The sequence below is a fragment of the Collinsella sp. CLA-ER-H2 genome, from assembly GCF_040092405.1.
GTDB lineage: Bacteria > Actinomycetota > Coriobacteriia > Coriobacteriales > Coriobacteriaceae > Collinsella.
The window spans coordinates 42,760-64,229 of sequence record NZ_JBBNLO010000008.1 but is presented as its reverse complement, the minus strand read 5'-3'; the positions used below and the strand labels follow the sequence as shown (position 1 = coordinate 64,229).

Below are 21,470 nucleotides of genomic sequence, written 5' to 3'. Positions count from 1 at the left end.
GGCTATCGTGGGTGACCGAGGTTTACGTAATGATTCGCGTGAGGTTCGTTGGGGCGTTTTGGGCGCTGGGCGCATTTCGCATCGATTTGCATCGTCGCTCAAGGAGGTGGACGGGGCACGGCTTGTGGCTGCCGCCGGTCGCACTCCTTCGCATGTTGAGGAGTTTTGCAGGGCGTTTTCGATTGATGCCGTGCACAGTTATGCCACAGCTGACGATAACGGCGATGCGGCTTATGATGCGTTGATTGCCGACCCCGATGTCGACGTAATCTACTTGGCTCTTCCGCATGGCATGCATGCGCATTGGGTCTGTCGGGCACTACGCGCGGGAAAGGCCGTGCTGTGCGAAAAGCCGGCCGTTTTGAATGAAGAAGAGGCCCATGCGATCGCCTCCGTTTCCCGTGAGCGCGGCGTGCTGTTTATGGAGGCGATGAAGAATCGGTTTTGCCCGATGCGCACTCGCGTGAAGGACTTGCTTGCGTCGGGTGAGCTCGGCCGTATCGTTTCGATCGAAAGCGTGCAAAAACTTGATTATGGTGAGCCCCCTTCGAGTTATCTGCTCGACCCGTTGCAGGGTGGCTGTCTATATGACATGGGCTGCTATGCGGTCGGGTGGTTTGATGATCTGCTTGCGGGTGCGTGCGATGTTTCGTCTCGTGAAGTTTGCTGGCGTGACGTATCGGACGGCCGCGTTGATTGGGTCGACGAGATTCGTATGAGCGTCGGCGGCATACCCATTCATATGGCGTGCGACGGCAAAGCTGCATATGAAAGCCGCTTAACGATTGACTGCGAGCGAGGCTCGTTGGAAATCGAGCGCCTCCATCGTCCCGAGCTCGCCTATGTGAAGTACTCCGACGGACGAATGCTCGAAATAAATGCCCCGTTTGAGGTCGATGATTTCTACGGCGAAATCCAGCATGCGACCCAGCTCATCCGGGCGGGGAAACTCGAGAGTCCCGTCATGCCCCTTGCCGCCACACAGCGCTGTGCGCACATCATCGATGCGATTCGCTTGAAACTTTAGGGCGTGGGGGCATGGCGCCAGCGCTTGGAATGCCTGGAGGCCTTTGCTCCTGATGCCCCTTTTATAACTTGCGGTGGAATACGGTCTGTTTGCGCCAAAATAAGGCACCAATAGACCGTATTTCACCGCAACTGATGAAGGGGAGTTGGAGATGCTGACGATCGGATGTCATCTTTCGACGACGAAGGGCTATCGGGCAATGGGGGAGACAGCGTTGTCCATTGGCGCCAATACCTTTGCATTCTTTACGCGCAACCCGCGCGGTGGCAAGGCAAAAGACCTTGACATGGATGACGTGGCGGCTCTGCGCGAGCTTATGTCGCAAAACGACTTTGGACCGCTGGTGGCGCATGCCCCGTATACCTACAACCCCTGTTCTGCCAAAGAGCGGGCGCGCGAGTTCGCCTTGGAGGCTATGGCCGAGGACCTGCGGCGCATGGAGGCGCTGCCCGGCAACTACTACAACTTCCATCCCGGTGCGCATGTGGGGCAGGGCTCCGACGCCGGCATTCAGATGATTGTCGATGCCCTGTGTCAGGTGATGTTTGAGGGCCAGCAGACGACGGTGCTGCTCGAGACCATGTCGGGCAAGGGCACCGAGGTGGGCCGCAGCTTTGAGGAACTGGCGTGCATTATCGAGGGCGTTGCCGCCAAGCGCCCAGAGCTGTCCGATAAGCTGGGCGTTTGTTTGGACACCTGCCATGTGAGCGATGCCGGCTACGACATCATCCATGATCCGGACGGCGTACTCGACGAGTTCGACCGCGTGGTGGGTATCGATCGCTTGCATGCCGTACACATCAACGATTCGAAGAACCCTTGTGGCGCCCATAAAGATCGTCACGAGTGCATCGGCAAGGGATACCTTGGCAGCGAGGAATTTGGTGGCGGTATGCAGGTTATGCAGAATATTGTATCGAATGGCCACTTGCGTTCGCTGCCGTTTATTTTGGAGACTCCGAACGAACTTGCAGGTTATGCAGCTGAAATTAGACTATTAAGGTCATTGCAGCAGTAATGACTGTCACAAAGTAGAGTATTCCATTCACGTTATGGGTTTGTTTCAATCAGTTTTCTCATTGCAGATTCGTAATTCCGGGTGCATAATAGCCAACAGTTTTTGCAGACCTCTGAATCAAACGAGGTCACCGGAAGGAGACTGATTATGAAGCTGAAGAAGCTTGGCGCATTTGCCGCCACGGGTGCTATGGCACTCGCCCTTGCTCTGACGGGCTGCGGTTCGTCCAACGCCACCTCTGGTTCTGATGCCGGTCCCAGCAGCTCTGACGACGCTAAGGTCGAGAAGGTCGACGGCTCCAAGGAGTACGCGCTCGTCAAGGACGGCACGCTGACCGTCGGCACCTCTGCCGAGTACGCGCCGTTTGAGTACAAGGATGACAACGGCGACTACCAGGGCTTTGACCTTGAGCTCATCAAGGCTATCGGTGACAAGCTGGGTCTGGATGTCGAGTACGTCAACAATGACTTTGACACGCTGGTTCCGGGCGTCGCTTCGGGCGCCAAGTATGACGTTTCCATCGCGGCTATCACCGACACGCCCGAGCGTGAGAAGGAAGTCACTTTCTCTGATTCCTACTACATGGACGATCAGGCTATCGTGACCAAGGTCGATAACACCGACATCACGGCCGACAACTACAGCGAGAAGCTCAACAACGCCGACGCTACCATCATCGTCCAGTCTGGCTCGACCGCCGAGGCCTTTGCCCAGGAGAACTTCCCCAAGGCCAAGATCGTCCCCTACAAGGACGCCACCGAGTGCTTCAGCGCCCTGCAGTCCGATAAGGGCGACGCCGTAGTCACCAACCGCTCCGTTGCCAGCCAGCTGACCGCCGAGCAGTTCAACACCTGCCAGACCATCAAGCAGATCAGCACCGGCGAGGAGTACGCCATCGCCATCAACCAGGGCAACACCAAGCTCAAGGACGACATCAACCAGGCTATCAAGGACCTGACCGACGACGGTACCGTCGACGCCCTCATGGCTAAGTACAATATCAAGTAAAATAACTACTTGATTGCGCGCGGGCCCTTTCCGTTTTGGCGGAAAGGGCCTTTGCGCTTCTCTTGACGGAGAGCGTTTCCGTCTCGTTTTGCCGGCAACTTCTACGATAGGAGCCACCTTGTCTCGACTGAACAAAGGGGCCGCGGAGCAGCGTTTTCCACTGCCCTCGATGCTCCAAAAGCTGGCCTGTGCCCTGGCTGTGGCGCTCGCCCTGGTATGCGCGGGGGCCTGCGTGCCCACGACCGCCCAGGCGCTTGAGACCGCAAGGATTACCGCCCGACCCAATACCGGTTCGGGTAGCGATGTGGTCGGCGCCACCGAGACGCGCATCACCTGGGAGGTCCAGGCCGATGCCGACGAGGAGCTGAGCGGTCTTTCGCTGACGTTTGTCGACGGCACGACGTTTGGTACCGATGACACGCGATTGACGATGCTCTCGGGCGAGGACCTCATGGATCGTACGCCCATGAAGCCCACGTGCAAGGCTGACGGCCAGACGCTCAAGATTGACTTTGGCGAGACGGCGCCTGCCGGCGGCTATTTCCGCGTCGAGGTTTACGGTGTGACGTTTCCCGTCGAGGGCGGCGATGAGGCCTTTAGCGGCACCTATACGCTCGCCGACGGTTCGACCAAGAAGATCTCCAAGATTCCGTCGGTGGAGATCAAGGGCGTGACGGTCTTCGATAACTTCCTGGCCGACCTTAAGGAGCAGCCGTGGGTCGAGGCGTGGAACTCCAATATGTTCCTGCGCCTGTTCCTGAACCCGGTCATTTTGGTCCAGAGCCTGCCGATCGTCTTCAAGGGCTTCCTCATGTCGCTTTCGATCGTGCTCGTGGCGTTTCCGCTGGCAATTCCCTTTGGCTTTGCCCTGTCGCTTATGCGCATCTCCAAGTCGCGCATCCTGCGCTGCCTCGCCGGCATCTACGTGAATATCATTCGCGGTACGCCGGCGTTCCTGCAGATCTATATCGCGTTCTTCGGTCTGCCGTTGGCCGGCGTCAAGGTGGACGACTATGTTTTGGGCGTTATCGTCATGGCCATGAACTCGTCTGCGTACCTGTGCGAGATCTTCCGTGCCGGTATTCAATCGATCCCCAAGGGCCAAAACGAGGCTGCTCGCTCTCTGGGCATGAATGCCTTCCAGACGCTGCTCTACGTTATGATTCCGCAGACGTTCCGCAATGTTTTGCCTACGCTGACCAGCGAGTTTATCTTGCTTTACAAGGATACGTCGCTGCTTGCCGCCGTGGGTGTGGTCGAAATCGTCATGAACGCCCGTACCATCGTGGCCACGACGGGCTCCATTACACCGTACGTGGTTGCCGCCCTGTTCTATCTGGTCATCACCCTGCCGCTCGCTCGCTTGGTGAGCGGTCTTGAGGCGAGGCTTTTGGGTACGACCGAGACCAAGAAGAAGCGTCCCGCTAAGAGCGCCGGACAGGTTGTCGCGACGCCTGCCGATCACATCGCCGGTCTGTAAGGAGGTCCTATCATGAGCGAAACCAATAACTCGAACGAGGTCGTCGTCAGCATTAAGAACCTCCAGAAGGCCTTTGGCGATAACGTGGTCCTGCGCGATATCGATCTGGATGTGCATAAGGGCGAGGTCGTCGTAGTTCTGGGTCCTTCGGGCTCGGGCAAGTCGACGATGCTTCGCTGCATCAATCGTCTGGAGCATCCTACGAGTGGTTCGATTGTCGTCGAGGGCGTGGATGTGTGCGCCAAGGGCGTTGACCTCAATAAGGTGCGTACGCACTTGGGCATGGTGTTTCAGCAGTTCAACCTGTTCCCGCACCTATCGGTCAAAAAGAACGTCATGCTTGCGCAGCAAAAGGTGCTCAAGCGCAGCAAGGAAGAGGCCGAGAAGATCGCCGTCGAGGAGCTGACCAAGGTCGGTCTTGCCGAGCGTATCGACTTTATGCCGAGCCAGCTCTCGGGCGGCCAGCAGCAGCGCGTTGCCATCGCCCGCGCCCTGTCGATGAACCCTCACGTTATGCTCTTTGACGAGGCCACGTCGGCGCTCGATCCCGAGCTGGTTCGCGACGTTCTGGGTGTCATGCGCGACCTGGCACGCGATGGCATGACCATGATTGTCGTGACGCACGAGATGGGCTTTGCCCGCGACGTCGCCGACCGCGTCGTCTTTATGGACGGCGGCGTCATTGTGGAAGAGGGTACGCCGAGCGAGGTCTTCGACCACCCCAAGAGCGAGCGCACCAAGGCGTTCTTGGGCAATATCTCGTAGCCGGTTGATGTAACTGCCGTTATAAAAGAGCGGGGGCTGGACTTGAATCCAGCCCCCGCTCTTTTGTAGGGATGAGGATGCGCTTTGATGCAGGCTCTTTTGGAGGCCCTGGGTTCGTTACGCGAGCTCGGCTCCGAGGGCCTTGCAAGCGGTCTCGCCCTCATCATCGGGCGCATCGTAGCAAATGACGGAATCGACGACGTTGACGCCTGCCTCATCGGCATCGGCCTTCCAGTTGTCCATCCACTCGCCCTCGGCCCACGAATAAGAGCCAAAGAGGACGACCTTCTTGTCACCGAGGGTCTCCTTGACCTCGTCCCACATAGGCTGGAACTCGTCATACTCAAGCTCCTCGGAACCCATGGCGGGGCAGCCGAAGGCAATGGCGTCATAGTTGGCGGCCTTGTCGGCGGAGAAGTCGGCGCAGGAGATGACCTCTGCCTCGGCGCCGGCACCGGTTGCGCCCTCGGCAACGAAGTTTGCCATGGCCTCGGTGTTGCCTGTACCGCTCCAGTAGACGACTGCGATCTTGCTCATATGTTTTCCTTTCGGTTGCGCGGCGTGCGGCCGCGTTTTGTATGCTCTATCGGGTTGCCTGGACAAGTTGTTCCAGGGTGCAGCCCTGTTGATAGATGTAGGTAAGGTATTGCGTGCATGCACGATAGGAATCGAAGGTCGTGAGCGCCTGCTCAACGTTTGTGTATACCTTCCATGCGCCAAAGACCTTATAGTTTTCGCCGTGCTGGACGATAAACTGATGGACATCTTCGTAGGGATAGCCCAAAAAATAGCCAATTTCGTGGGGGAACTCGCACATGCACCCCGTATCGCAGTGCCTATTTCGCGCTAGCGCGCAGACGCTGCCGTCATAGGCGCTCTCTGCGGCATTGCTGCTTGCCAGCGTGATGCGCGCGGCGAGATGCACCAGGGATGCGGGCAGGTTGTGGACATCGTAACCTTCGGCGGCTAGCGCCGTCGTGGCACGGGGGTCGGAGAGGTATCGCATGAGGTCCGCAGGGCGATACACATAGATGAGCGCTCCGCAGGGGCGCCAGACCAAAACGCTCATATGGATTCCGAGCGGCTGGAGCTCGCGGTTGCATTGGGCTATGACGGCGAGCAGGCGAGAGCGTCGCTCTTCGATTTGAATGACGCCGAGTTTTCCGTTTTGGTTGGCGTAAACGCCGGGATAGGTAAAGAGCGAAGCCGGCTTGATACCTGCGAGCGTAGGGGAGCAGTTGCGCACGACAGCCGTTTGGTATGTTGGGATGTCAATGGTTCGAGTCACGTTGCCCCTTTCGAGCTCTCACTTGTTAGCCTAGGAAAACTTATACACGAAAGTAAGCCATGGTCAACAAAAAAGTTTGAATAGGGAAACTAATTGACCGAACGGACATGATTTTGGGTTAAGATGGGGACACCCCATGGGGGTATCTAGATAGGGCTACTTGAAAGGGGAGCGCATGAGTGACTTGCTCAACCCTGCAAATCTCATCGTGCTGGCCGTCATTGCCGTCGGCATGTTTTTTGGACTGCGCCGCATTGCCGCTTCGACACACGGGAAGAGTTGTTGCAGCGATGGCGCGAGCGGCAAGAAGGCCAAAAAGGTTGTTGTGACGGATACCGATGAGTCTCACTATCCCTATAGCGATGAGTTGCTTATCGGTGGCATGAGTTGCGACGGCTGCGCTCAGAACGTGGCCAATGCCCTGAATGCACTGGATGGCGTGTGGGCAACGGTGACGTATGCGGACCACACGGCGCGCGTGCGCTCTAAGCAGCCGATCGATCGCGGTACTCTCGTGGCCGCCGTGAAGGACGCGGGTTACTACGTCATGACGCTCTAAGCGCCGCCCTGGATGCGCTTCCTTGGCTAGGCCCGTCCGCGCAGTTCGATGTCTTGGATGTCGTCGAAGTCGATGGCGATGTCTTTGAGCTTGAGGAGCTTGAAGGCAGGGAGCACCTCGTCAAGGATGCCCGTGCGGCTACGATAGCCGTACGTATCGTAATAGGTGACGCGGACCAGGTCACCACGCTTGAGGCCCTCGAGCTTATGCGAAAGCTCGAGGGCTTTCTCTTCCGTGAGCTCACATTTTGGTTCGACGGTGATCTCTTGCTTGCGCACGAGTTCGTAGTATCCCGTGAGGGCGGCAAAGGGCATAAACTGTGCGGCGCGGTTGGCACGCAGGGCACCGTTGGCGGTGAGTCTGGGGTCGGCGGATCGGCGTCTTCCCTCGGGGTCCGCTAGACGTTCAAAAGGCGTCGGTGGCCGCATCGGCTGTTGTTGGGACTTAGGCACGATGTCCTCCTACCTGATCGTTGCGTTCGCGTGCGGTGGCGCCGGTGGTAAAGCTTAATCCCTTGACGAGCGCGTTCTTGCCGTACTTGCCCTTCACGGCCAAGATGGCGCGTGCCAGGTCGCGCTCGCGATCATCGGCCTTAACGTCGCTGAACAGATCGATGGTGGCAAATTCCTCGGGTACCAGATTGCCAAAGCCCAGATTGATACGCTTGACCGGTCGCTTAGGGTCGACCGTTTGTGCCCAAAGGTCATCGAAATAGCCCATGATCTTCTTAAACGAATTAGTGCTCTCGGGCAGCTTGCGTGAGGCGTTGGAGTGCGCAAAGAGCGCGGCATAGCCACCACGCGGCTTGCCGCCGTGTTCGCCCACAAAGATGCCGTCAATCGCCTGTGCCTCCCGCACCAAACGTCGGCGTTCGTCATCTCGCTGGACGGGTTTCGGTGCGCGGTGCGCGAGCTCGGGGCCGTCGGTCGCTGCGGGCTCGATGCCCGAAGTGCTCGAGCGCAGATGTCCGCAGCCGTCTATATACTGCGCCGTGCCGCTGGCGTTGAGCCGGCGTATGTCGGCGTGCTCGCTTGCATAGCCCACAAAGAGCGAGATGCTGTTGCACACCACGTGCTTGTCGATCAAATCCAGCACGGCGGCATCGACCATTTCGCGCAAGACGGTGTAGGCCTGCTCGTAGGCATAGCCCTTCGAGAGCACCTGCCCCGTGGTGGTCGAGGTCGCTTGTGGGCGATAAGCTTGGATATCGGCGATGGTTGTCGGCTCACGCCCGAAGGCGTGGTCGATAAGATATTCGGCATTGACGCCGAGCTCGTCGTAGAGCAGGTTCTCGTCGAGTGCGGCGACGCCCATTAGGTCGTAGACGCCGTATTTCTCGAGACGGGCCGCCACGCCGGGGCCGATGCCCCAGATGTCGGTGATGGGGCGATGGGGCCAGATCTCCTTGCGAAAGGTCTCGTCGTCGAGTATGCCGATACGGCTGGGCACGTGCTTGGCGGTAATATCGAGTGCAACCTTGGCCTGGAATAGGTTGGGGCCGATGCCGACCGTCGCCGTGATGCCGGTGCGCGCCAGGACCTCGTCGCGCAGTATGCAGGCGAAGCCTTCCGCATCGGTGTGATAGAGGTCCAGATAGGGCGTCACGTCGATAAAGCACTCGTCAATTGAGTAGACGTGAACGTCTTGCGGACTGACGTATTTCAGGTAGATACCGTAGATCTGCGCCGACACCTCCATGTAGTGCTGCATGCGCGGTACGGCCTTGATGTAGTCGATGCCATCGGGTATTTCGAACAGGCGACAGCGATTGTGAATCCCTAGGTCCTTCATGGCCTGCGTGATAGCGAGACAGATGGTCGTGCGTCCGCGCGATTCGTCGGCAACGACCAGGTTGGTGGTGAGCGGATCGAGCCCACGATCGACGCACTCGACGCTGGCATAAAACGTCTTGAGGTCGATACAGATGTAGGTGTGCTGCTCGTGCGCCATCTGTGCCCTTTCATCAAACACATGTTCTTATCGAATACCTGTTCGATAATACCCGCTCGACCGGACACCGTCAAAACCTACCAAAAAGGGACAGGTTTTTTTGGTCGGTTTACCGAGTGCTTACGGTGGGTCGGTAGCCTTAATGTGTTAAATACGCTGAGGGGGTATGGATGACCATAGGTATGGGTGATCTTGCACTTTTGATACTGTTCGTGCTGTGCCTTGCGATCTTTGTTTACCTGCTGATCAAGGTCCTCAAAGGACGGGCTATAAGAATCGATGAGGTGGGATACTTGCTGCTTGTCGAGAGGCTTCGGTCGCCGGTGTTGACGGCCGCGATGAAAGCCGCCTCGAGTTTGGCGTCGCTGCCGTTTGTCGTCGGTGTGCTAGCCGCGGCGATGCTGTGGGCGCCCAATTGGGCCCATGTTGTCTGGGCCGCCTTCAATGTCGGTGCTATCAGCGCAATCGACCAGCTGTTAAAGGTACTTGTGCGTCGACCTCGTCCACAGGGATTTCGGCTTGTCGAGGCACCGGGGCTGAGCTTCCCCTCGGGCCACTCGATGGCGGCCATGGCGTTTTATGGCTATGGCCTATGGTTGGTGCGGTGTGGCGTGTGTGGCCTTCCGTTCGGCGCCGCCATCGAGGTTGCACTTGCGTGCGTCATCCTTGCGGTGGGTGTCAGCCGTGTCTATCTGGGCGTGCACTACGTTTCGGATGTGCTGGGCGGGTTTTGCCTGTCTTTTGTCTGGCTCATCCTGTTCGTGCGTCTTGGCCCTTGGATTTTGACCGCCTAATTGTCGCAACTGGACGCCATGTCGGATCGAATCTGATTTTAACGCAGCCCTAAAGAGCGCGAAACAGCTCGGAAAAGCTCGCTTTGTAGCATGAGCCTAACGATCGATACCACCATAAAGCACGGAAGGGTTGTGGGGACAATGGTCAACTATGGGTTTGGTATGCCGACGCGCCTTGTTGCGGATGGAGACGTGGCTCGCTGGTGCGGGCGATTGGTCGCTCACTACGGTGGCACCAAGGCGCTGGTCGTGCTGGGCGGCGACAAGCATACGCGCGATGAGCTTGTCTCGGCGGCACTCGGCTCGCTTGATCGCGCCCTGCTCGAACGCGTGCTTTTTCGCTGCGACTCGGTTGAGAGCGACGGGGGAGACGAGCTGATCGACGAAGCCGTGGCCCTGGTGACCGACGAAGGCGTGGACTTTGTCCTGGCGATTGGCGATGCCGATACTGCCGGCTTTGCGCGCGAACTCGCGCGTCGAATGGCGGTGCTCGATGCCGGCGAAGACGGTTTTGTCCCTTATGGATGTATTGTCTCGGAGGGCAAAGTGCCTGCCGTCGTGGGAGCCGGCGAGGTTCCCGTTTTTGCCATTATCGCTCCCGAACTGCTTGAGGGCATTGGGTCTCCTCTGCGAGAGTTGCTCGGTAGCGTCTGCGCCGCGGCCTAGTACCTGCCAGGAAGGGACAGGTTAATTATGGTAGGTAAAGCGTTTGACCTGCCAAAATAAACCTGTCCCTTTTTGGCGGGTCGCCGTTTGGGGGCGGATTGGCAACGCTCGCTGATTGTAGTCTTGACCTGCGCTAGAATAGGGGCATCTGATTATCCGGGCGCATGGAGGTATGCGCCCGTATGCTGAGGAGGACTTTATGGCAACTGTTGCCGCACCTATCGACGCTACGTCGACCGCCGCTTGGAAGGCGCTCGAGGCCCATCAGGAGAAGCTCGAGGCCGAGGGCATCGACCTCAAGGCCTGGTTCGCTGCCGATCCCGAGCGTGTGAACAAGCTGAGCTTTGACGCTGGTGACCTGCACTTTGACCTGTCCAAGAACCTGGTGACCGATGAGACCGTCAAGCTGCTGTGCGATCTTGCCCGCGAGGTGAAGCTCGAGGAGCGCCGCGACGCCATGTTCTCCGGCGAGCACATCAACACCACCGAGGACCGCGCTGTTCTGCACACCGCGCTTCGCCGTCCGGCAAGCGAGAAGGGCCAGCTCATCGTTGACGGCCAGGATGTCGTCGCCGACGTGCACGAGGTCCTCGACCGCATGTATGCCTTCGCCGAGCGCGTGCGCTCCGGTGAGTGGAAGGGCGTTACCGGCAAGAAGATCGAGCACCTGGTGTCCATCGGCATCGGTGGCTCCGATCTGGGCCCGGTCATGGCCTACGAGGCCCTGCGTCCCTACGCCGACGCCGGTATCGACTGCCGCTACATCTCCAACATCGACCCCAACGATCAGGCCGAGAAGCTCAAAGGCCTCGATCCTGAGACCACGCTCGTGATCATCGTCTCCAAGACTTTCACCACGCTCGAGACCCTCACCAACGCCCGCGAGGTCAAGACCTGGATGCTCGAGCAGCTCAAGGCTCAGGGTGCCATCGATGGCTCCGATGAGCAGAACGCCGAGGCCGTGGCAAAGCACTTCGTCGCCGTTTCCACCGCACTCGAGAAGGTCGAGGCCTTTGGTATCGACCCCGCCAACGCCTTCGGCTTCTGGAACTGGGTCGGCGGCCGCTACTCCGTCGACTCCGCCGTGGGCCTGTCGCTGATTGTCGTGCTCGGCCCCGAGCGCTTCCAGCAGTTCCTCGAGGGCTTCCACGCCATCGACGAGTACTTCTGCAACACGCCGCTCGAGAACAACGCCGTCGCGCTGATGGGCCTGCTCAACGTCTGGTACGTCAACTTCTTCGGCTCCAAGAGCCACGCCGTGCTTCCGTACTGCCAGTATCTGCACCGCTTCCCGGCCTACCTGCAGCAGCTCACCATGGAGTCCAACGGCAAGCACGTCCGCTGGGACGGCAGCGCTGTGACCTCCGATACCGGCGAGATTTTCTGGGGCGAGCCCGGCACCAACGGCCAGCATGCCTTCTACCAGCTGCTGCACCAGGGCACTGTGGTGGTTCCGGCCGACTTCATCGCCTTCGCCAATACCGCCAACCCTGCGACCGATAGCGGTCAGGATGTGCATGAGCTGTTCCTGGGCAACTTCCTGGCCCAGACCAAGGCGCTCGCCTTTGGTAAGACGGCCGACGAGGTTCGTGCCGAGGGCACGCCCGAGCAGATCGTCCCGGCCCGCTGCTTTGAGGGTAACCGTCCGACGACCTCGATCTTTGGCGACACGCTGACCCCGTTCGCACTCGGCGAGCTCATCGCACTGTACGAGCACATCACGTTTGTCGAGGGCACGGTCTGGGGCATCGACTCCTACGACCAGTGGGGCGTCGAGCTGGGCAAGCAGCTTGCCAAGCAGATCACCCCTGCCTTCCACGATGACGCCGCCAAGGCCGAGCAGGACGCTTCGACCCAGGCGCTCATCGAGTTCTATCGCGCGCATCGTAAGTAGTCGCTGCTGTTAACGCATCGCGCCTTATAGTCAGGGGCCCGTATCCTATCGGATGCGGGCCCCTTTGCTTTGCCGTAGTCCCGGGGCGCACGGCCTTTGTGGAACATCGCCGGGGCGCCGCGCGCCGCGAGAACCCTGCGCCTAGATCTCGGCCTCCGCATGGTCTCGCTGCGCCTCGGGCAGCTCCCCGTAGAGCGGATGGTCTTCGAGCCTAAAGCGCTCGACCTGTTCGGGAGTGTGGCCGCGCACAAAGAGCCACGAGCGATCGATCGGCGTCGCCATGAGCGTGCTGGGCAGCGCGTCGGCGCGGTCGGAAAACACCCGGGCACTCTCGGGATCCTGGAACGCCAGCACCAGATGCGTGTCGCAGTTGCCCATGATGGAGCGTGCGCGTGCCTCGCCATAGAGCGCATCGAGCTGGTTGGTCGACTGCAGCAACAGCGTTGCCCAGATGTTGCGGCTTCGGATAATCGAGAGCACGTTGTCGATCTGGGGGATCTGCAGATTTGCGAAGTCATCGAGCATAAAGCGCACGGGTACGGGCAGGCTGCCGTCGGGCTGCCTATCGGCTTCGCGAATGAGGCCCATAAACGCCTGCGAAATAAAGAGGCCGGTCAGCGGATCGAGATTGCGGTCAATATCGCTCACGGTTACAAACAGGGCGCAGGGGGTGTGTCCCATGGAAGCGAAGTCCACCTGATGGCACTCACGATAGAGCTGTGCCGCACCGTCGAATCCCAGACACATGACCTTTTCGGCAAGGATGCCGACGATGCTCGCGTGCATGCGCTCGGCATTTTGCGTAATGGCGTAGCGCCGCCATAGCGAGAGGGCATAGCTTTGGGGGTCGGTCGTGATCAGGTCGTCAAACAATCGACCCGTGGCACCGTCCTGCAGGTGCTCGATTAGCTTGATGACCGAGCTGATCGTCTGCTCGTCGGCGGGTAGCTGTTCGGTGACGTAGGCGATAAGACACGACAGCAGGTTTGCCGCCGCATGATCCCAAAAAGGCTGGTTGTTGTCCTCGATGGGGCAGATGGCCTTTGCCACCGAGAGGATGTCCTGCTGGTTGGGCCTGCCGTCCGCCTTGCGGCGAATGTGCCTCAGGGGGTTGTAGCCGCAGCGCTCGATGCCGGGCGCAAGGGCCGGGACGGTGTTGAGGTCGGCGAAGTTGAGACATTGCACGCGGTAACCGTGGGCTGCCAGCACGGGTCCCACTTCGCGACAGAGCGTGCCTTTGGTATCGAGCACGATGTAGCTTGCGTTCATTTGCAGCAGGTTGGGCTTGAGGACGTTTCGGGTCTTGCCGGCTCCCGAGGGGCCGATCACAAGTGCGTTGTTGTTGAGTCCCGTTTGGCGGGTGTCGCAGGAAAGCGTTCGATCCTTGGCGAGGATGGTGGACGATGCGGACTCAGATGCGGCGAGGCGGCTGGTGAGGTTAGACATGGGCGACCTCCTTGGTGGTCGAGAGGATTTCGTGGGCAAAGCCGAGCTCGACGGCGCGCTCGGCCGAAAGGTAGGTGTCTTTTGCAGTGAGGGACTGGATGCGCTTGGGCGTGAGGCCGCTGCGGTCCGAGAGGATTTGCGTGAGGGTCTTGCGGGTCTGCATGAGACGCCGGCTGGTTTCCTGCAGCGCAAGTGCCGAGCCGCCTGCCCCCTGGGGGATCAGTGGGTCGTGAATCATGAGCTCTGCATGGGGCGCCATACGGCGATCGTCGCCGCCCATAAAGATCACAGCGCCCATGGACGCGGCGAATTCCAGGCAGACGGTGCGGATGGGGCACGATGCGAGGCGCATGGCGTCATAGATCGCAAGACCCGATCGCACGCTTCCGCCGGCGCTGGCGACAAATATGGTGATGGGGCGGCTGGGGTCGGTGGCATCGAGCAGGCGGATCTGCTGGCATAGGTCGTGGGCCATCGGGGTTTCGATGTTTCCCATGACGGAGAGCTCGCGACGGGCGAGCATCTCATCGTAAATGCTGGTGAGCGTGATACCTCGGGCGGATTCACGCATGGTGAGGGGGCTGATGATGGGGGAATGATTGGTGTCCATGAGGACTCCTTTCTGTTGGTTGTGTTGTGGAATAGGATTGTTGCCCGCGGAGGGGCTGGCGGGCTACAGGGTTCGTCCGAGCCTGAGATCGAGCTCGGTTGTGGGGCAGGCTGCCTGTCCGTGCGGCTCGCAAGCGCCAAGGGCTCCAAAGCGATGGAGCGTTGCGACGGGCGTGGTGTAGGCGAGCCGCAGCTGATGCTCGATAGGGGCACATCCGTCATTTTTGTAATGAGCCGCGTAGTACTGCGCGATGCTGGCGTTCATCTCGCTGCCATTGCGATGGCGCTCAAACTGGCGTCTGCAGGTCTCGATGATCTTTGCTACCGACTTGGGTGCCGTCGCAGGAACAAGGGCGAGATAGCCCTCAAATAGCTCGTTGATGCTCAGGAGGCACAGCAGGTCGATCAGCGTCCTTATGGCTGCTCCCTCGGCGGAAAAGCGCGCGGTCATGCGGTTATATCGGTTGCGGTCGACGATGGCCACATGGGGTCTTGGAGTTTTCTGCCCCGTGGTCCCGGGCTTTTGCCGCGCCTGTGTATTGAGCTCGACGTTGCAGCGCTTGAGGCCGTCCAACGGAAGGAACAGTGCGGTGCGCAGGGTGTTCCGCTTGCTTTCGAGTTCATGACGCTCGTCGGGTTCCCATTCGAGCTTGAGTTTCGTGTCGAGCGCCGTAAGCATATGGGCTAGGCAGCCTACGGTAAGAACGTACGAATCGTTGTCGCGTTTTGGGGCATAGGGGTCTGTCAGCTTGCGAATGTCGGGGTCGCCCATGATCTTTGTGCAGCGCTTCAGCAGTTGAGGGTGGTCGGCCAAGATCGTCGCGAGCGGTAGCGACGCGTAGTTCTTGATGGTCGCGGCGGCAAAGGCGGCGTCATATTCGTTTGCATATGCTCGCTCAATGCGGGCATCCAGAATGCTTTTCTTATCGCCGTCTTCAGCGTGGTGGTTTGTCATAGCTTCTCCAATCGGTTGATGTTCGTGCTGTTTGTTGATGTGCTGGTTGTCGTGAGTGATGCGCTTACCGTGGGTGATGTGCTGACGTTGGGGTGCTATGCGGTTTTCAATGAGCCCGTGAGGCAGTTGCTGCAGGGGCGGGATGGAACGGCCCATGCAAGGCGGAAGGCATCGTGCTCAAAATCGAGACAGCAATGCCCTGGGTGCCTCACATATGGCAGTTACCTCATTAAGTTGTCATTGCGTTTGGGGTTGTACTTTGCCGATCTTCCTTCTCTTACACGCTAAAACTCAAACTTCATATGCTCGATCTACTTAAAACCGCAACGGCGGTCTTTTATCAACTTATATGTCAGAACGCGTCTTTGCAAGTACTTTTTTGTCTTTGTTTCAAATGGGGTGGTTTTGCAACCGTCATACGCGCGCTGTGCGAACGTGCCCCGGCTCGGATAAGATAGTGCGATCGAGTTCTACCGCGCTCGCCGCAAGTAGTCTTTGTTGCTGAGATAGGTCATGGCCGAAAGGGGCCCGCATCCCAACAGATACGGGCCCCTTGCTATTTAAATGGGCGTGAGGGTGTATTGAGGGGGGATGTCTTGCTGTCGGCATCCGCGTGCGGTGCCATTCGCTGTCTGTAAATATACGTTTACAGCTAATTTCATACCACTTGTCGGAATGCGGACGCTGTCCTTGTATGTCGGGCGTACATTGAACGTGGTTTTTCGCGTGAAACCACGAATCGGTTGTCAGTCCTGAACAAGGAGGCCCAGCATGACGCTTGCCAAACCCATCAACAAATACATCGACTATATCGATGCCCCCGAGGACACGTTTGAGCAATATGTCGAGAAGGCGTTAAAGTACAACTTTCGCTGCGTATTTGCGAACCTGCAGGAGTACGAGACGGGCCGCGCCATGCTCGAGGACTCTGACATCATCCTTGCCGGCGCTATCGACTTTCCCCAGGGCACTATGGCGCTTGAGGAGAAGCTTGCGAGGTTTGAGGAATACGCTGCGTGTGGCTTTACCGAGATTGACTACGTTTTGAATCAGAGGTCGATCGAGAACCGCGATTTTGATGCCATCGAGCGCGAGATGACTACCATTGCTGATTTTTGTCGCGCGCATGGCATCACTGACAAGGTAATCGTCGAGATGTGCAAGCTGGACGGCGACGACGCCGCCAAGCGCCGTGTATGCGAGATCGCGCTGGAGGCCAAGCCGGGATTCCTTAAGACATCGACCGGCAGAAGCTTTGGCGGTGCTAAGCTCGAGGACGTGCGGCTGATGCACGAGGTGCTCGGCGATGCCGTGGCAATCAAGGCGGCGGGCGGTATCCATAATTACGAAGAGGCCTGCGCATTCATCGAGGCCGGCGCCAGCGCGTTAGGTGCATCGGCGGGCATCGCGATCGTCGAGGGCGCACCGACGGATGAGCGTCGCTAGCAGACGTATTTGACCTGAGCGATAAAGCTTCACGACCACACGCTGTTCATGTTCGAGACAATATGACTTTTTGCCCGTTGTAAACGGAGTCGCGATGGGTGTTCTGTATGATGGCTCAGACAAGGTTGTTCAATGACAGGGAGGCATATATGGCAATCAAAGCCATCGCGATGGATATCGACGGTACGCTCACCAACGATCAGAAAGTGATTAGCCCGCGTACGCGCGAGAAGCTGCTCGCGGCGCAGGAGTCGGGCATTAAGCTCATTTTGGCTTCGGGCCGTCCCGCATGGGGGCTGCAGGCCTTGGCACAAGAGCTCGACCTTCAAAACCATGACGGTCTGCTGGTGGCCTTTAACGGCGCACACGTCGTCGATGCCCAGACCGACGAGGTGCTGTTCGATCAGGCTATGCCTGCCGACGAATTGCATCGCCTGATTGATCACCTGCGTAATTTTGACGTGATCCCTATGATTTCGCTCGGTCGCGATTTGCACGTTGAGGACTCGTACCGCTGCATGATCACGCTGCCTGACGGCTCGCAGAAAAACATCGTCAAATACGAGCGCGATGCGTGCGATCTTAAGATCCGCGAGGTCGAGAGCCTGCATGAGGTCGCTGATGCTTATCCCGTGGACAAGCTGCTGACGGCGGGCGATCCGGCCTACCTGCAGGCGCATTACGAGGAGATGTATGCGCCCTTTAAGCAGACGCTTTCGGGCATGTTTACGGCCGACTGGTACTTTGAGTACACGGCGCCCGGTATCGACAAGGCCCGTGCGCTCGAGGGTGCCCTGCCCAAGCTCGGCATCGATGCCAGTGAGGTTGTATCGTTTGGCGACGGCCAGAACGACAAGTCCATGATTGAGTGGGCCGGCACCGGTGTTGCCATGGGCAACGCGGTTGACGAGGTTAAGGCCGTGGCCCAGATGGTGACCGCCAATAACAATGAAGACGGTATTGCGGTGGCGCTGGATAAGCTGCTGCGTTAGAATCGCCGATAATGCATGGTTCGGGCGCCTGCTTACAGGCGCCCTTTTGTTAGGGAGGGTGCCGTGTCCGCATTTCCGTTCGACGCCGTTATCTTTGACATGGACGGCGTCATTGTCGATACCGAGTATTACTACCTGGGCGAGACTGCCGCGTTTGCCAAGGAGCTTGGGCTTAACCTGACTCAAGAGGAGTTGAATGGGCAGGTCGGTACCTCGCATCAGTTCTTCCTGCATATGTTGGTCGATTGGTTTGAGCGCGCCGGTAAGGGGCATTTCACTGGCGAGGAAGCGTTGGCCCGTTGGGACGAGTGGGCGCATGAGCGTCCGCGCGACTATCAGGCTTTGATTAACCCAGGCGCCGTGGATACGATTCGAGAGCTGCCGCGCCGCGGCGTTCGCGTGGCGCTTGCCAGCTCGTCTCCCATGGATAGCATCGAGGAAGTGCTCAACGCATGCGGGCTGTCGGATGCCTTTGAGTATGTGGTGAGCGGCGAGCAGTTTAAGGAGAGCAAGCCCGAGCCCGACATCTACCTGCATGCGCTGGACCTGCTGGGGCTGCCCGCGAATCGCTGCTGCTGCGTTGAGGATTCGGTGCCTGGCATCACTGCCGGCAAGCGAGCCGGCCTGACAGTCATTGCCAAGCGCGAGGAGCGCTTTGGCTTTAGCCAGGATGCCGCGGACAAGATTATCGACCAGCTGCCGGAGCTACTGGAATTCGCGTAGATCCTGGGCGGTACTGCTGTCACAACAGTGGTTCCGTTGGCATAAGAGAGGGGCGCGCTATGGCATTTAACGTGAGCGCACTGGGGTTTGGCGACAACGTCGTCGACCGCTACGAGCATATTCGCACGATGTATCCGGGTGGCAATGCGGTGAACTTTGCCGTGTATGCCAAGAAATGCGGTGCCGCACGCTCTGCGTATATGGGCATCTTTGGTAATGACGCTGCTGCTGAGCATGTGATTGCGAGTCTTGAGGATGAGGACGTTGAGCTTGCCAAGTGCAAGCAGCTCATCGGCGAGAACGGTGCGGCACGCGTGACCGTCGTTAACGGCGACCGTGTTTTCCTTGGCTCCAATGAGGGCGGCATCCGTGGTGATGCGCGCTATGTGCTCGATCGCTTTGACCTTGCGTACGTGAAGCAGTTCGACGTAGTCCACTCGGGCAACTATTGCTTTACCGAGCGTGAACTTCCCAAGTTGAAGGCCGCGGGCATCACGGTTTCGTTTGACTTCTCGGACGATTCGACCGACGAGTACTACGAGCAGATTGCTCCCTACGTTGACTTCGCGTTCTTTAGCGCGGCAGACGCCGCGAGTGAGGATGAGATTCGCGAGCGTCTGGCATGGGTGAGGAGCCTAGGTCCGCGTTTCGTATCGGCAACGGCTGGCGCTGAGGGCCGCATTGCCTATGATGGCGATCGTTATTACCGCCAACTGGCTAAGCCGGTAACGGATATGAAGGACACCATGGGTGCGGGCGACTCATTCCTGACTTCGTTCCTGATGTGTTACCTCGATTCCGTCAAGCGTGGCGAGGATGGTGCCGAGGCCATCGAGCGTGCACTCGACTTTGCGGCGGGGTTTGCTTCGACCGTATGCGGCATGGAAGGCTCCTGGGGCCATGGAGTGCCGATTTCCGAATAGGTGAGCAGTCCCGGGGAGTCGAATTGTCGCCCCCCGGGACTCCATGGACAAAAAATGCTAAATATGAGTACTGTCACTAATTTAGTAACAGCGAAATTAAGCTTTTGAGGGCCTAGTTGGGTGTCTGCGAGCGATTAAAACCTGCTAAAAATGACTTTAACCACCTTAAAGTGCCTTGATAATGGATGGCTGTACATTATCAAGGCACTATTTTGCCGTAAAATAATGTTACTGGATTTGCAACAGTACTCATATTTGACATTTTTTGCCCACAGGGGTTAGCGAAGGTCAAATACAGAGCGCGCATTTGCTAAAACTGCCGACTCAATGTGCTTAGCGTCACAGTTTTTGAGTGAGGCAATGCGCATCGAGGTCCTTGTGAGCGATTTGATGAGCGACTGCGCGCTTGTTTCTGTGTTTGCCTCCGCTGGTGCATCAGTCTCGAGCAGTAAACGATCGAGTGGAATCTGTCGTGCGTATTCGCGTCCTCGTTTAGACGCGAGCATGCGTTCGTTGACGGAAAAATAACAGTCCGCATCACGCGCGCGGACGAGTTCGTCCGAAGTGCCGCTAAACCAGTGGAAGATGATAACGGGGGAGTCGGGGTTTGGGATGAGTAGTCCATGCGATTCGAGGACGTCCAGTACGGCTCCTGCCGAACGAACGGCGTGAATTGATATCACGCGCCCGGTAAGAGGATGCTGCACGAGTGTATCGCAGAGCCGGTCAAATGCCTGTATTTGTAGCGGCTCACTTCCGGCAAAGCGTGCGGAAAAGTCGAGTCCCACCTCGCCGATGTAGCGCTCTTGGGCAGCAACTTCGCAAAGCAGATCGACTTCGGCAGGACCGCAGCGGCCGTCGGCGAGCCACCAGGGGTGGAGCCCAACGCCAGCGATGACGCCTGGTAGGCGACGGGCGCGCTCGTTTGCGGCCGAAAAGTCGCGTGGGTCGACCCCGCAGTCAAAGAGCCCCAGACCCGACGCCGCCGACTCACTGGCTGCAGCATCGGGGCCGAGCATCAAATCAAGATGACAATGCGTGTCAAAGAATTGCGGTTCCATCGCAGGACATCCTGCTAGTCCAGGCGTTGGCCGTCGGCGCGTACGCGCTCGGTGCCGCGCCCGCTGATCTGGCGGATAACCTCGCCGGCGATCATCTGACCCATGATGGGCGGCATAAAACTGGCGGTGCCCAACTCGGTGCGCTCGTGGATATTGGAAGGGTCGCGGGGCTGTGTCTTAACCGATTCCTCGCAGCTAAACAGTACATGTAGGCTCTTGATGCCGCGCTTCTTACATTCTTTGCGCATGATGCGGCTCATGGGGTCACGTACCGTATCGAAAATGTCGGCAAAGCGGAGGCACTCGGGATGGAGCTTGTTGGCCCCGCCCATGGAGCTAACCAAACGAATGCCGTGGTCCTGAGCATATTTGGCAATGGTAAGCTTGGCCGAGATGGTGTCGATGGCGTCGACGACGTAGTCGAGCTTGCCACCCGTCTGCTCCAAAACGCTCGCGAAGAACTCGTCGATGTTGTCGCTCAGCAGGTATTCGGTGCGCTTGATAACGGTGGCGGCGGGATTGATATCGCGAATCATGGCATCCATCACGTCCACTTTGCGCTTGCCGATGGTGCTGTGAAAGGCGATGGCCTGGCGATTGATATTGCTGGGCGCGATGATGTCCTTGTCCAGAATGACGAAATGACCGATGCCGCCGCGGGCGAGTGCCTCGCAGCAGTTGGAGCCCACGCCTCCGCAGCCGAGCACCAGCACCGTAGCATCGGCGAGCTTATCGAGTGCCTCGCGGCCCATGATGATCTCGAGCTTGGTGTCGCGTGTCTCGACGAGAGCGGCAGCGGTTTCGGTCATAGACATCCTCCGATGGGGAAGCGAATCGTGTTTTAGCTATCGCCATTATAGGTGTTA

General features: G+C 58.6%; 22 protein-coding genes. 13 read left to right on the top strand and 9 right to left on the bottom strand.

What is annotated here, in order from left to right; translation table 11 throughout:
* The first annotated feature begins 7 nt into the window (after positions 1-7).
* The 5 genes from AAAX59_RS03770 to AAAX59_RS03750 all read left to right on the top strand — a co-directional run bounded on the left by AAAX59_RS03770 (position 8) and on the right by AAAX59_RS03750 (position 5,298).
* The gene (locus AAAX59_RS03770) at positions 8-1,027 is read left to right on the top strand and encodes a Gfo/Idh/MocA family oxidoreductase (RefSeq protein WP_195232114.1); all 1,020 of its coding nucleotides are present in this window, start codon (positions 8-10) and stop codon (positions 1,025-1,027) included.
* 151 nt (positions 1,028-1,178) lie between these two features.
* Entirely contained in the window at positions 1,179-2,045 is an 867-nt protein-coding gene (locus tag AAAX59_RS03765) for a deoxyribonuclease IV (protein WP_349070678.1), read from the top strand.
* A gap of 147 nt (positions 2,046-2,192) precedes the next feature.
* The gene (locus tag AAAX59_RS03760) at positions 2,193-3,053 is read left to right on the top strand and encodes an ABC transporter substrate-binding protein (protein WP_349070675.1); all 861 of its coding nucleotides are present in this window, start codon (positions 2,193-2,195) and stop codon (positions 3,051-3,053) included.
* Positions 3,054-3,171: 118 nt separating this feature from the next.
* Positions 3,172-4,533, top strand: coding sequence for an ABC transporter permease subunit (locus tag AAAX59_RS03755; RefSeq protein ID WP_349070674.1), 1,362 nt, complete (start codon positions 3,172-3,174; stop codon positions 4,531-4,533).
* Positions 4,534-4,545: 12 nt separating this feature from the next.
* Positions 4,546-5,298 carry an amino acid ABC transporter ATP-binding protein gene (locus tag AAAX59_RS03750; protein ID WP_055251428.1) on the top strand — a complete coding sequence of 251 codons (753 nt, stop codon included), beginning with the start codon at positions 4,546-4,548 and terminating at the stop codon, positions 5,296-5,298.
* A 117-nt stretch (positions 5,299-5,415) separates the two neighbouring features.
* On the opposite strand, the gene AAAX59_RS03745 is transcribed toward AAAX59_RS03750, so the two are convergent.
* Entirely contained in the window at positions 5,416-5,835 is a 420-nt protein-coding gene (locus AAAX59_RS03745) for a flavodoxin (RefSeq protein ID WP_117640805.1), read from the bottom strand.
* A gap of 46 nt (positions 5,836-5,881) precedes the next feature.
* Positions 5,882-6,586 (bottom strand): DUF3793 family protein, encoded by a 705-nt coding sequence (locus tag AAAX59_RS03740; protein WP_349070671.1) that lies wholly within the window; start codon positions 6,584-6,586, stop codon positions 5,882-5,884.
* Between the two features lie 175 nt (positions 6,587-6,761).
* Between AAAX59_RS03740 and AAAX59_RS03735 the strand changes: the two genes are divergently transcribed.
* Positions 6,762-7,145 carry a heavy metal-associated domain-containing protein gene (locus tag AAAX59_RS03735; protein WP_349070669.1) on the top strand — a complete coding sequence of 128 codons (384 nt, stop codon included), beginning with the start codon at positions 6,762-6,764 and terminating at the stop codon, positions 7,143-7,145.
* A 26-nt stretch (positions 7,146-7,171) separates the two neighbouring features.
* Here the strand turns inward: AAAX59_RS03735 and AAAX59_RS03730 are convergent, their stop codons facing one another.
* Both AAAX59_RS03730 and AAAX59_RS03725 read right to left on the bottom strand, forming a co-directional pair.
* Entirely contained in the window at positions 7,172-7,597 is a 426-nt protein-coding gene (locus tag AAAX59_RS03730) for a hypothetical protein (protein WP_349070667.1), read from the bottom strand.
* Positions 7,590-9,095 (bottom strand): DNA repair protein, encoded by a 1,506-nt coding sequence (locus tag AAAX59_RS03725; protein ID WP_349070666.1) that lies wholly within the window; start codon positions 9,093-9,095, stop codon positions 7,590-7,592. Before AAAX59_RS03725 ends, AAAX59_RS03730 begins: the two co-directional genes overlap by 8 nt.
* A 182-nt stretch (positions 9,096-9,277) precedes the next feature.
* Between AAAX59_RS03725 and AAAX59_RS03720 the strand changes: the two genes are divergently transcribed.
* The 3 genes from AAAX59_RS03720 to pgi all read left to right on the top strand — a co-directional run bounded on the left by AAAX59_RS03720 (position 9,278) and on the right by pgi (position 12,449).
* Positions 9,278-9,889: a phosphatase PAP2 family protein gene (locus AAAX59_RS03720; RefSeq protein WP_349070664.1), complete on the top strand. Its 612-nt coding sequence runs from the start codon at positions 9,278-9,280 to the stop codon at positions 9,887-9,889.
* A gap of 162 nt (positions 9,890-10,051) precedes the next feature.
* A complete protein-coding gene (locus tag AAAX59_RS03715) occupies positions 10,052-10,555 on the top strand; it encodes an iron-containing alcohol dehydrogenase (RefSeq protein WP_349070662.1) in 504 nt (167 codons plus the stop codon).
* 199 nt (positions 10,556-10,754) lie between these two features.
* The gene (pgi, locus tag AAAX59_RS03710) at positions 10,755-12,449 is read left to right on the top strand and encodes a glucose-6-phosphate isomerase (protein WP_217749973.1); all 1,695 of its coding nucleotides are present in this window, start codon (positions 10,755-10,757) and stop codon (positions 12,447-12,449) included.
* 141 nt (positions 12,450-12,590) lie between these two features.
* On the opposite strand, the gene AAAX59_RS03705 is transcribed toward pgi, so the two are convergent.
* The 3 genes from AAAX59_RS03705 to AAAX59_RS03695 all read right to left on the bottom strand — a co-directional run bounded on the left by AAAX59_RS03705 (position 12,591) and on the right by AAAX59_RS03695 (position 15,459).
* Entirely contained in the window at positions 12,591-13,895 is a 1,305-nt protein-coding gene (locus AAAX59_RS03705; protein WP_349070660.1) for a VirD4-like conjugal transfer protein, CD1115 family, read from the bottom strand.
* Complete coding sequence (locus AAAX59_RS03700; RefSeq protein WP_022094432.1) at positions 13,888-14,505, bottom strand: ATP-dependent Clp protease proteolytic subunit; 618 nt, start codon at positions 14,503-14,505, stop codon at positions 13,888-13,890. Before AAAX59_RS03700 ends, AAAX59_RS03705 begins: the two co-directional genes overlap by 8 nt.
* A 63-nt stretch (positions 14,506-14,568) precedes the next feature.
* On the bottom strand, positions 14,569-15,459 hold the full coding sequence (locus AAAX59_RS03695) for a hypothetical protein (RefSeq protein ID WP_349070658.1): 891 nt from the start codon (positions 15,457-15,459) through the stop codon (positions 14,569-14,571).
* 771 nt (positions 15,460-16,230) lie between these two features.
* Here AAAX59_RS03695 and deoC point away from each other — a divergent pair.
* The 4 genes from deoC (at position 16,231) to AAAX59_RS03675 (ending at position 19,543) form a co-directional block, all read left to right on the top strand.
* Positions 16,231-16,905, top strand: a complete 675-nt coding sequence (gene deoC / locus AAAX59_RS03690) for a deoxyribose-phosphate aldolase (protein WP_117770143.1) — start codon at positions 16,231-16,233, stop codon at positions 16,903-16,905.
* A gap of 149 nt (positions 16,906-17,054) precedes the next feature.
* Complete coding sequence (locus AAAX59_RS03685; protein WP_349070656.1) at positions 17,055-17,897, top strand: Cof-type HAD-IIB family hydrolase; 843 nt, start codon at positions 17,055-17,057, stop codon at positions 17,895-17,897.
* A gap of 63 nt (positions 17,898-17,960) precedes the next feature.
* Entirely contained in the window at positions 17,961-18,620 is a 660-nt protein-coding gene (locus AAAX59_RS03680; protein WP_349070655.1) for an HAD family phosphatase, read from the top strand.
* A gap of 59 nt (positions 18,621-18,679) precedes the next feature.
* Positions 18,680-19,543 (top strand): PfkB family carbohydrate kinase, encoded by an 864-nt coding sequence (locus tag AAAX59_RS03675; RefSeq protein WP_349070653.1) that lies wholly within the window; start codon positions 18,680-18,682, stop codon positions 19,541-19,543.
* A 278-nt stretch (positions 19,544-19,821) separates the two neighbouring features.
* On the opposite strand, the gene AAAX59_RS03670 is transcribed toward AAAX59_RS03675, so the two are convergent.
* Both AAAX59_RS03670 and AAAX59_RS03665 read right to left on the bottom strand, forming a co-directional pair.
* Positions 19,822-20,604 carry a TatD family hydrolase gene (locus AAAX59_RS03670; RefSeq protein WP_117770139.1) on the bottom strand — a complete coding sequence of 261 codons (783 nt, stop codon included), beginning with the start codon at positions 20,602-20,604 and terminating at the stop codon, positions 19,822-19,824.
* 14 nt (positions 20,605-20,618) lie between these two features.
* The gene (locus tag AAAX59_RS03665) at positions 20,619-21,413 is read right to left on the bottom strand and encodes a tRNA threonylcarbamoyladenosine dehydratase (protein ID WP_117770138.1); all 795 of its coding nucleotides are present in this window, start codon (positions 21,411-21,413) and stop codon (positions 20,619-20,621) included.
* Between the last annotated feature and the right edge of the window lie 57 nt (positions 21,414-21,470).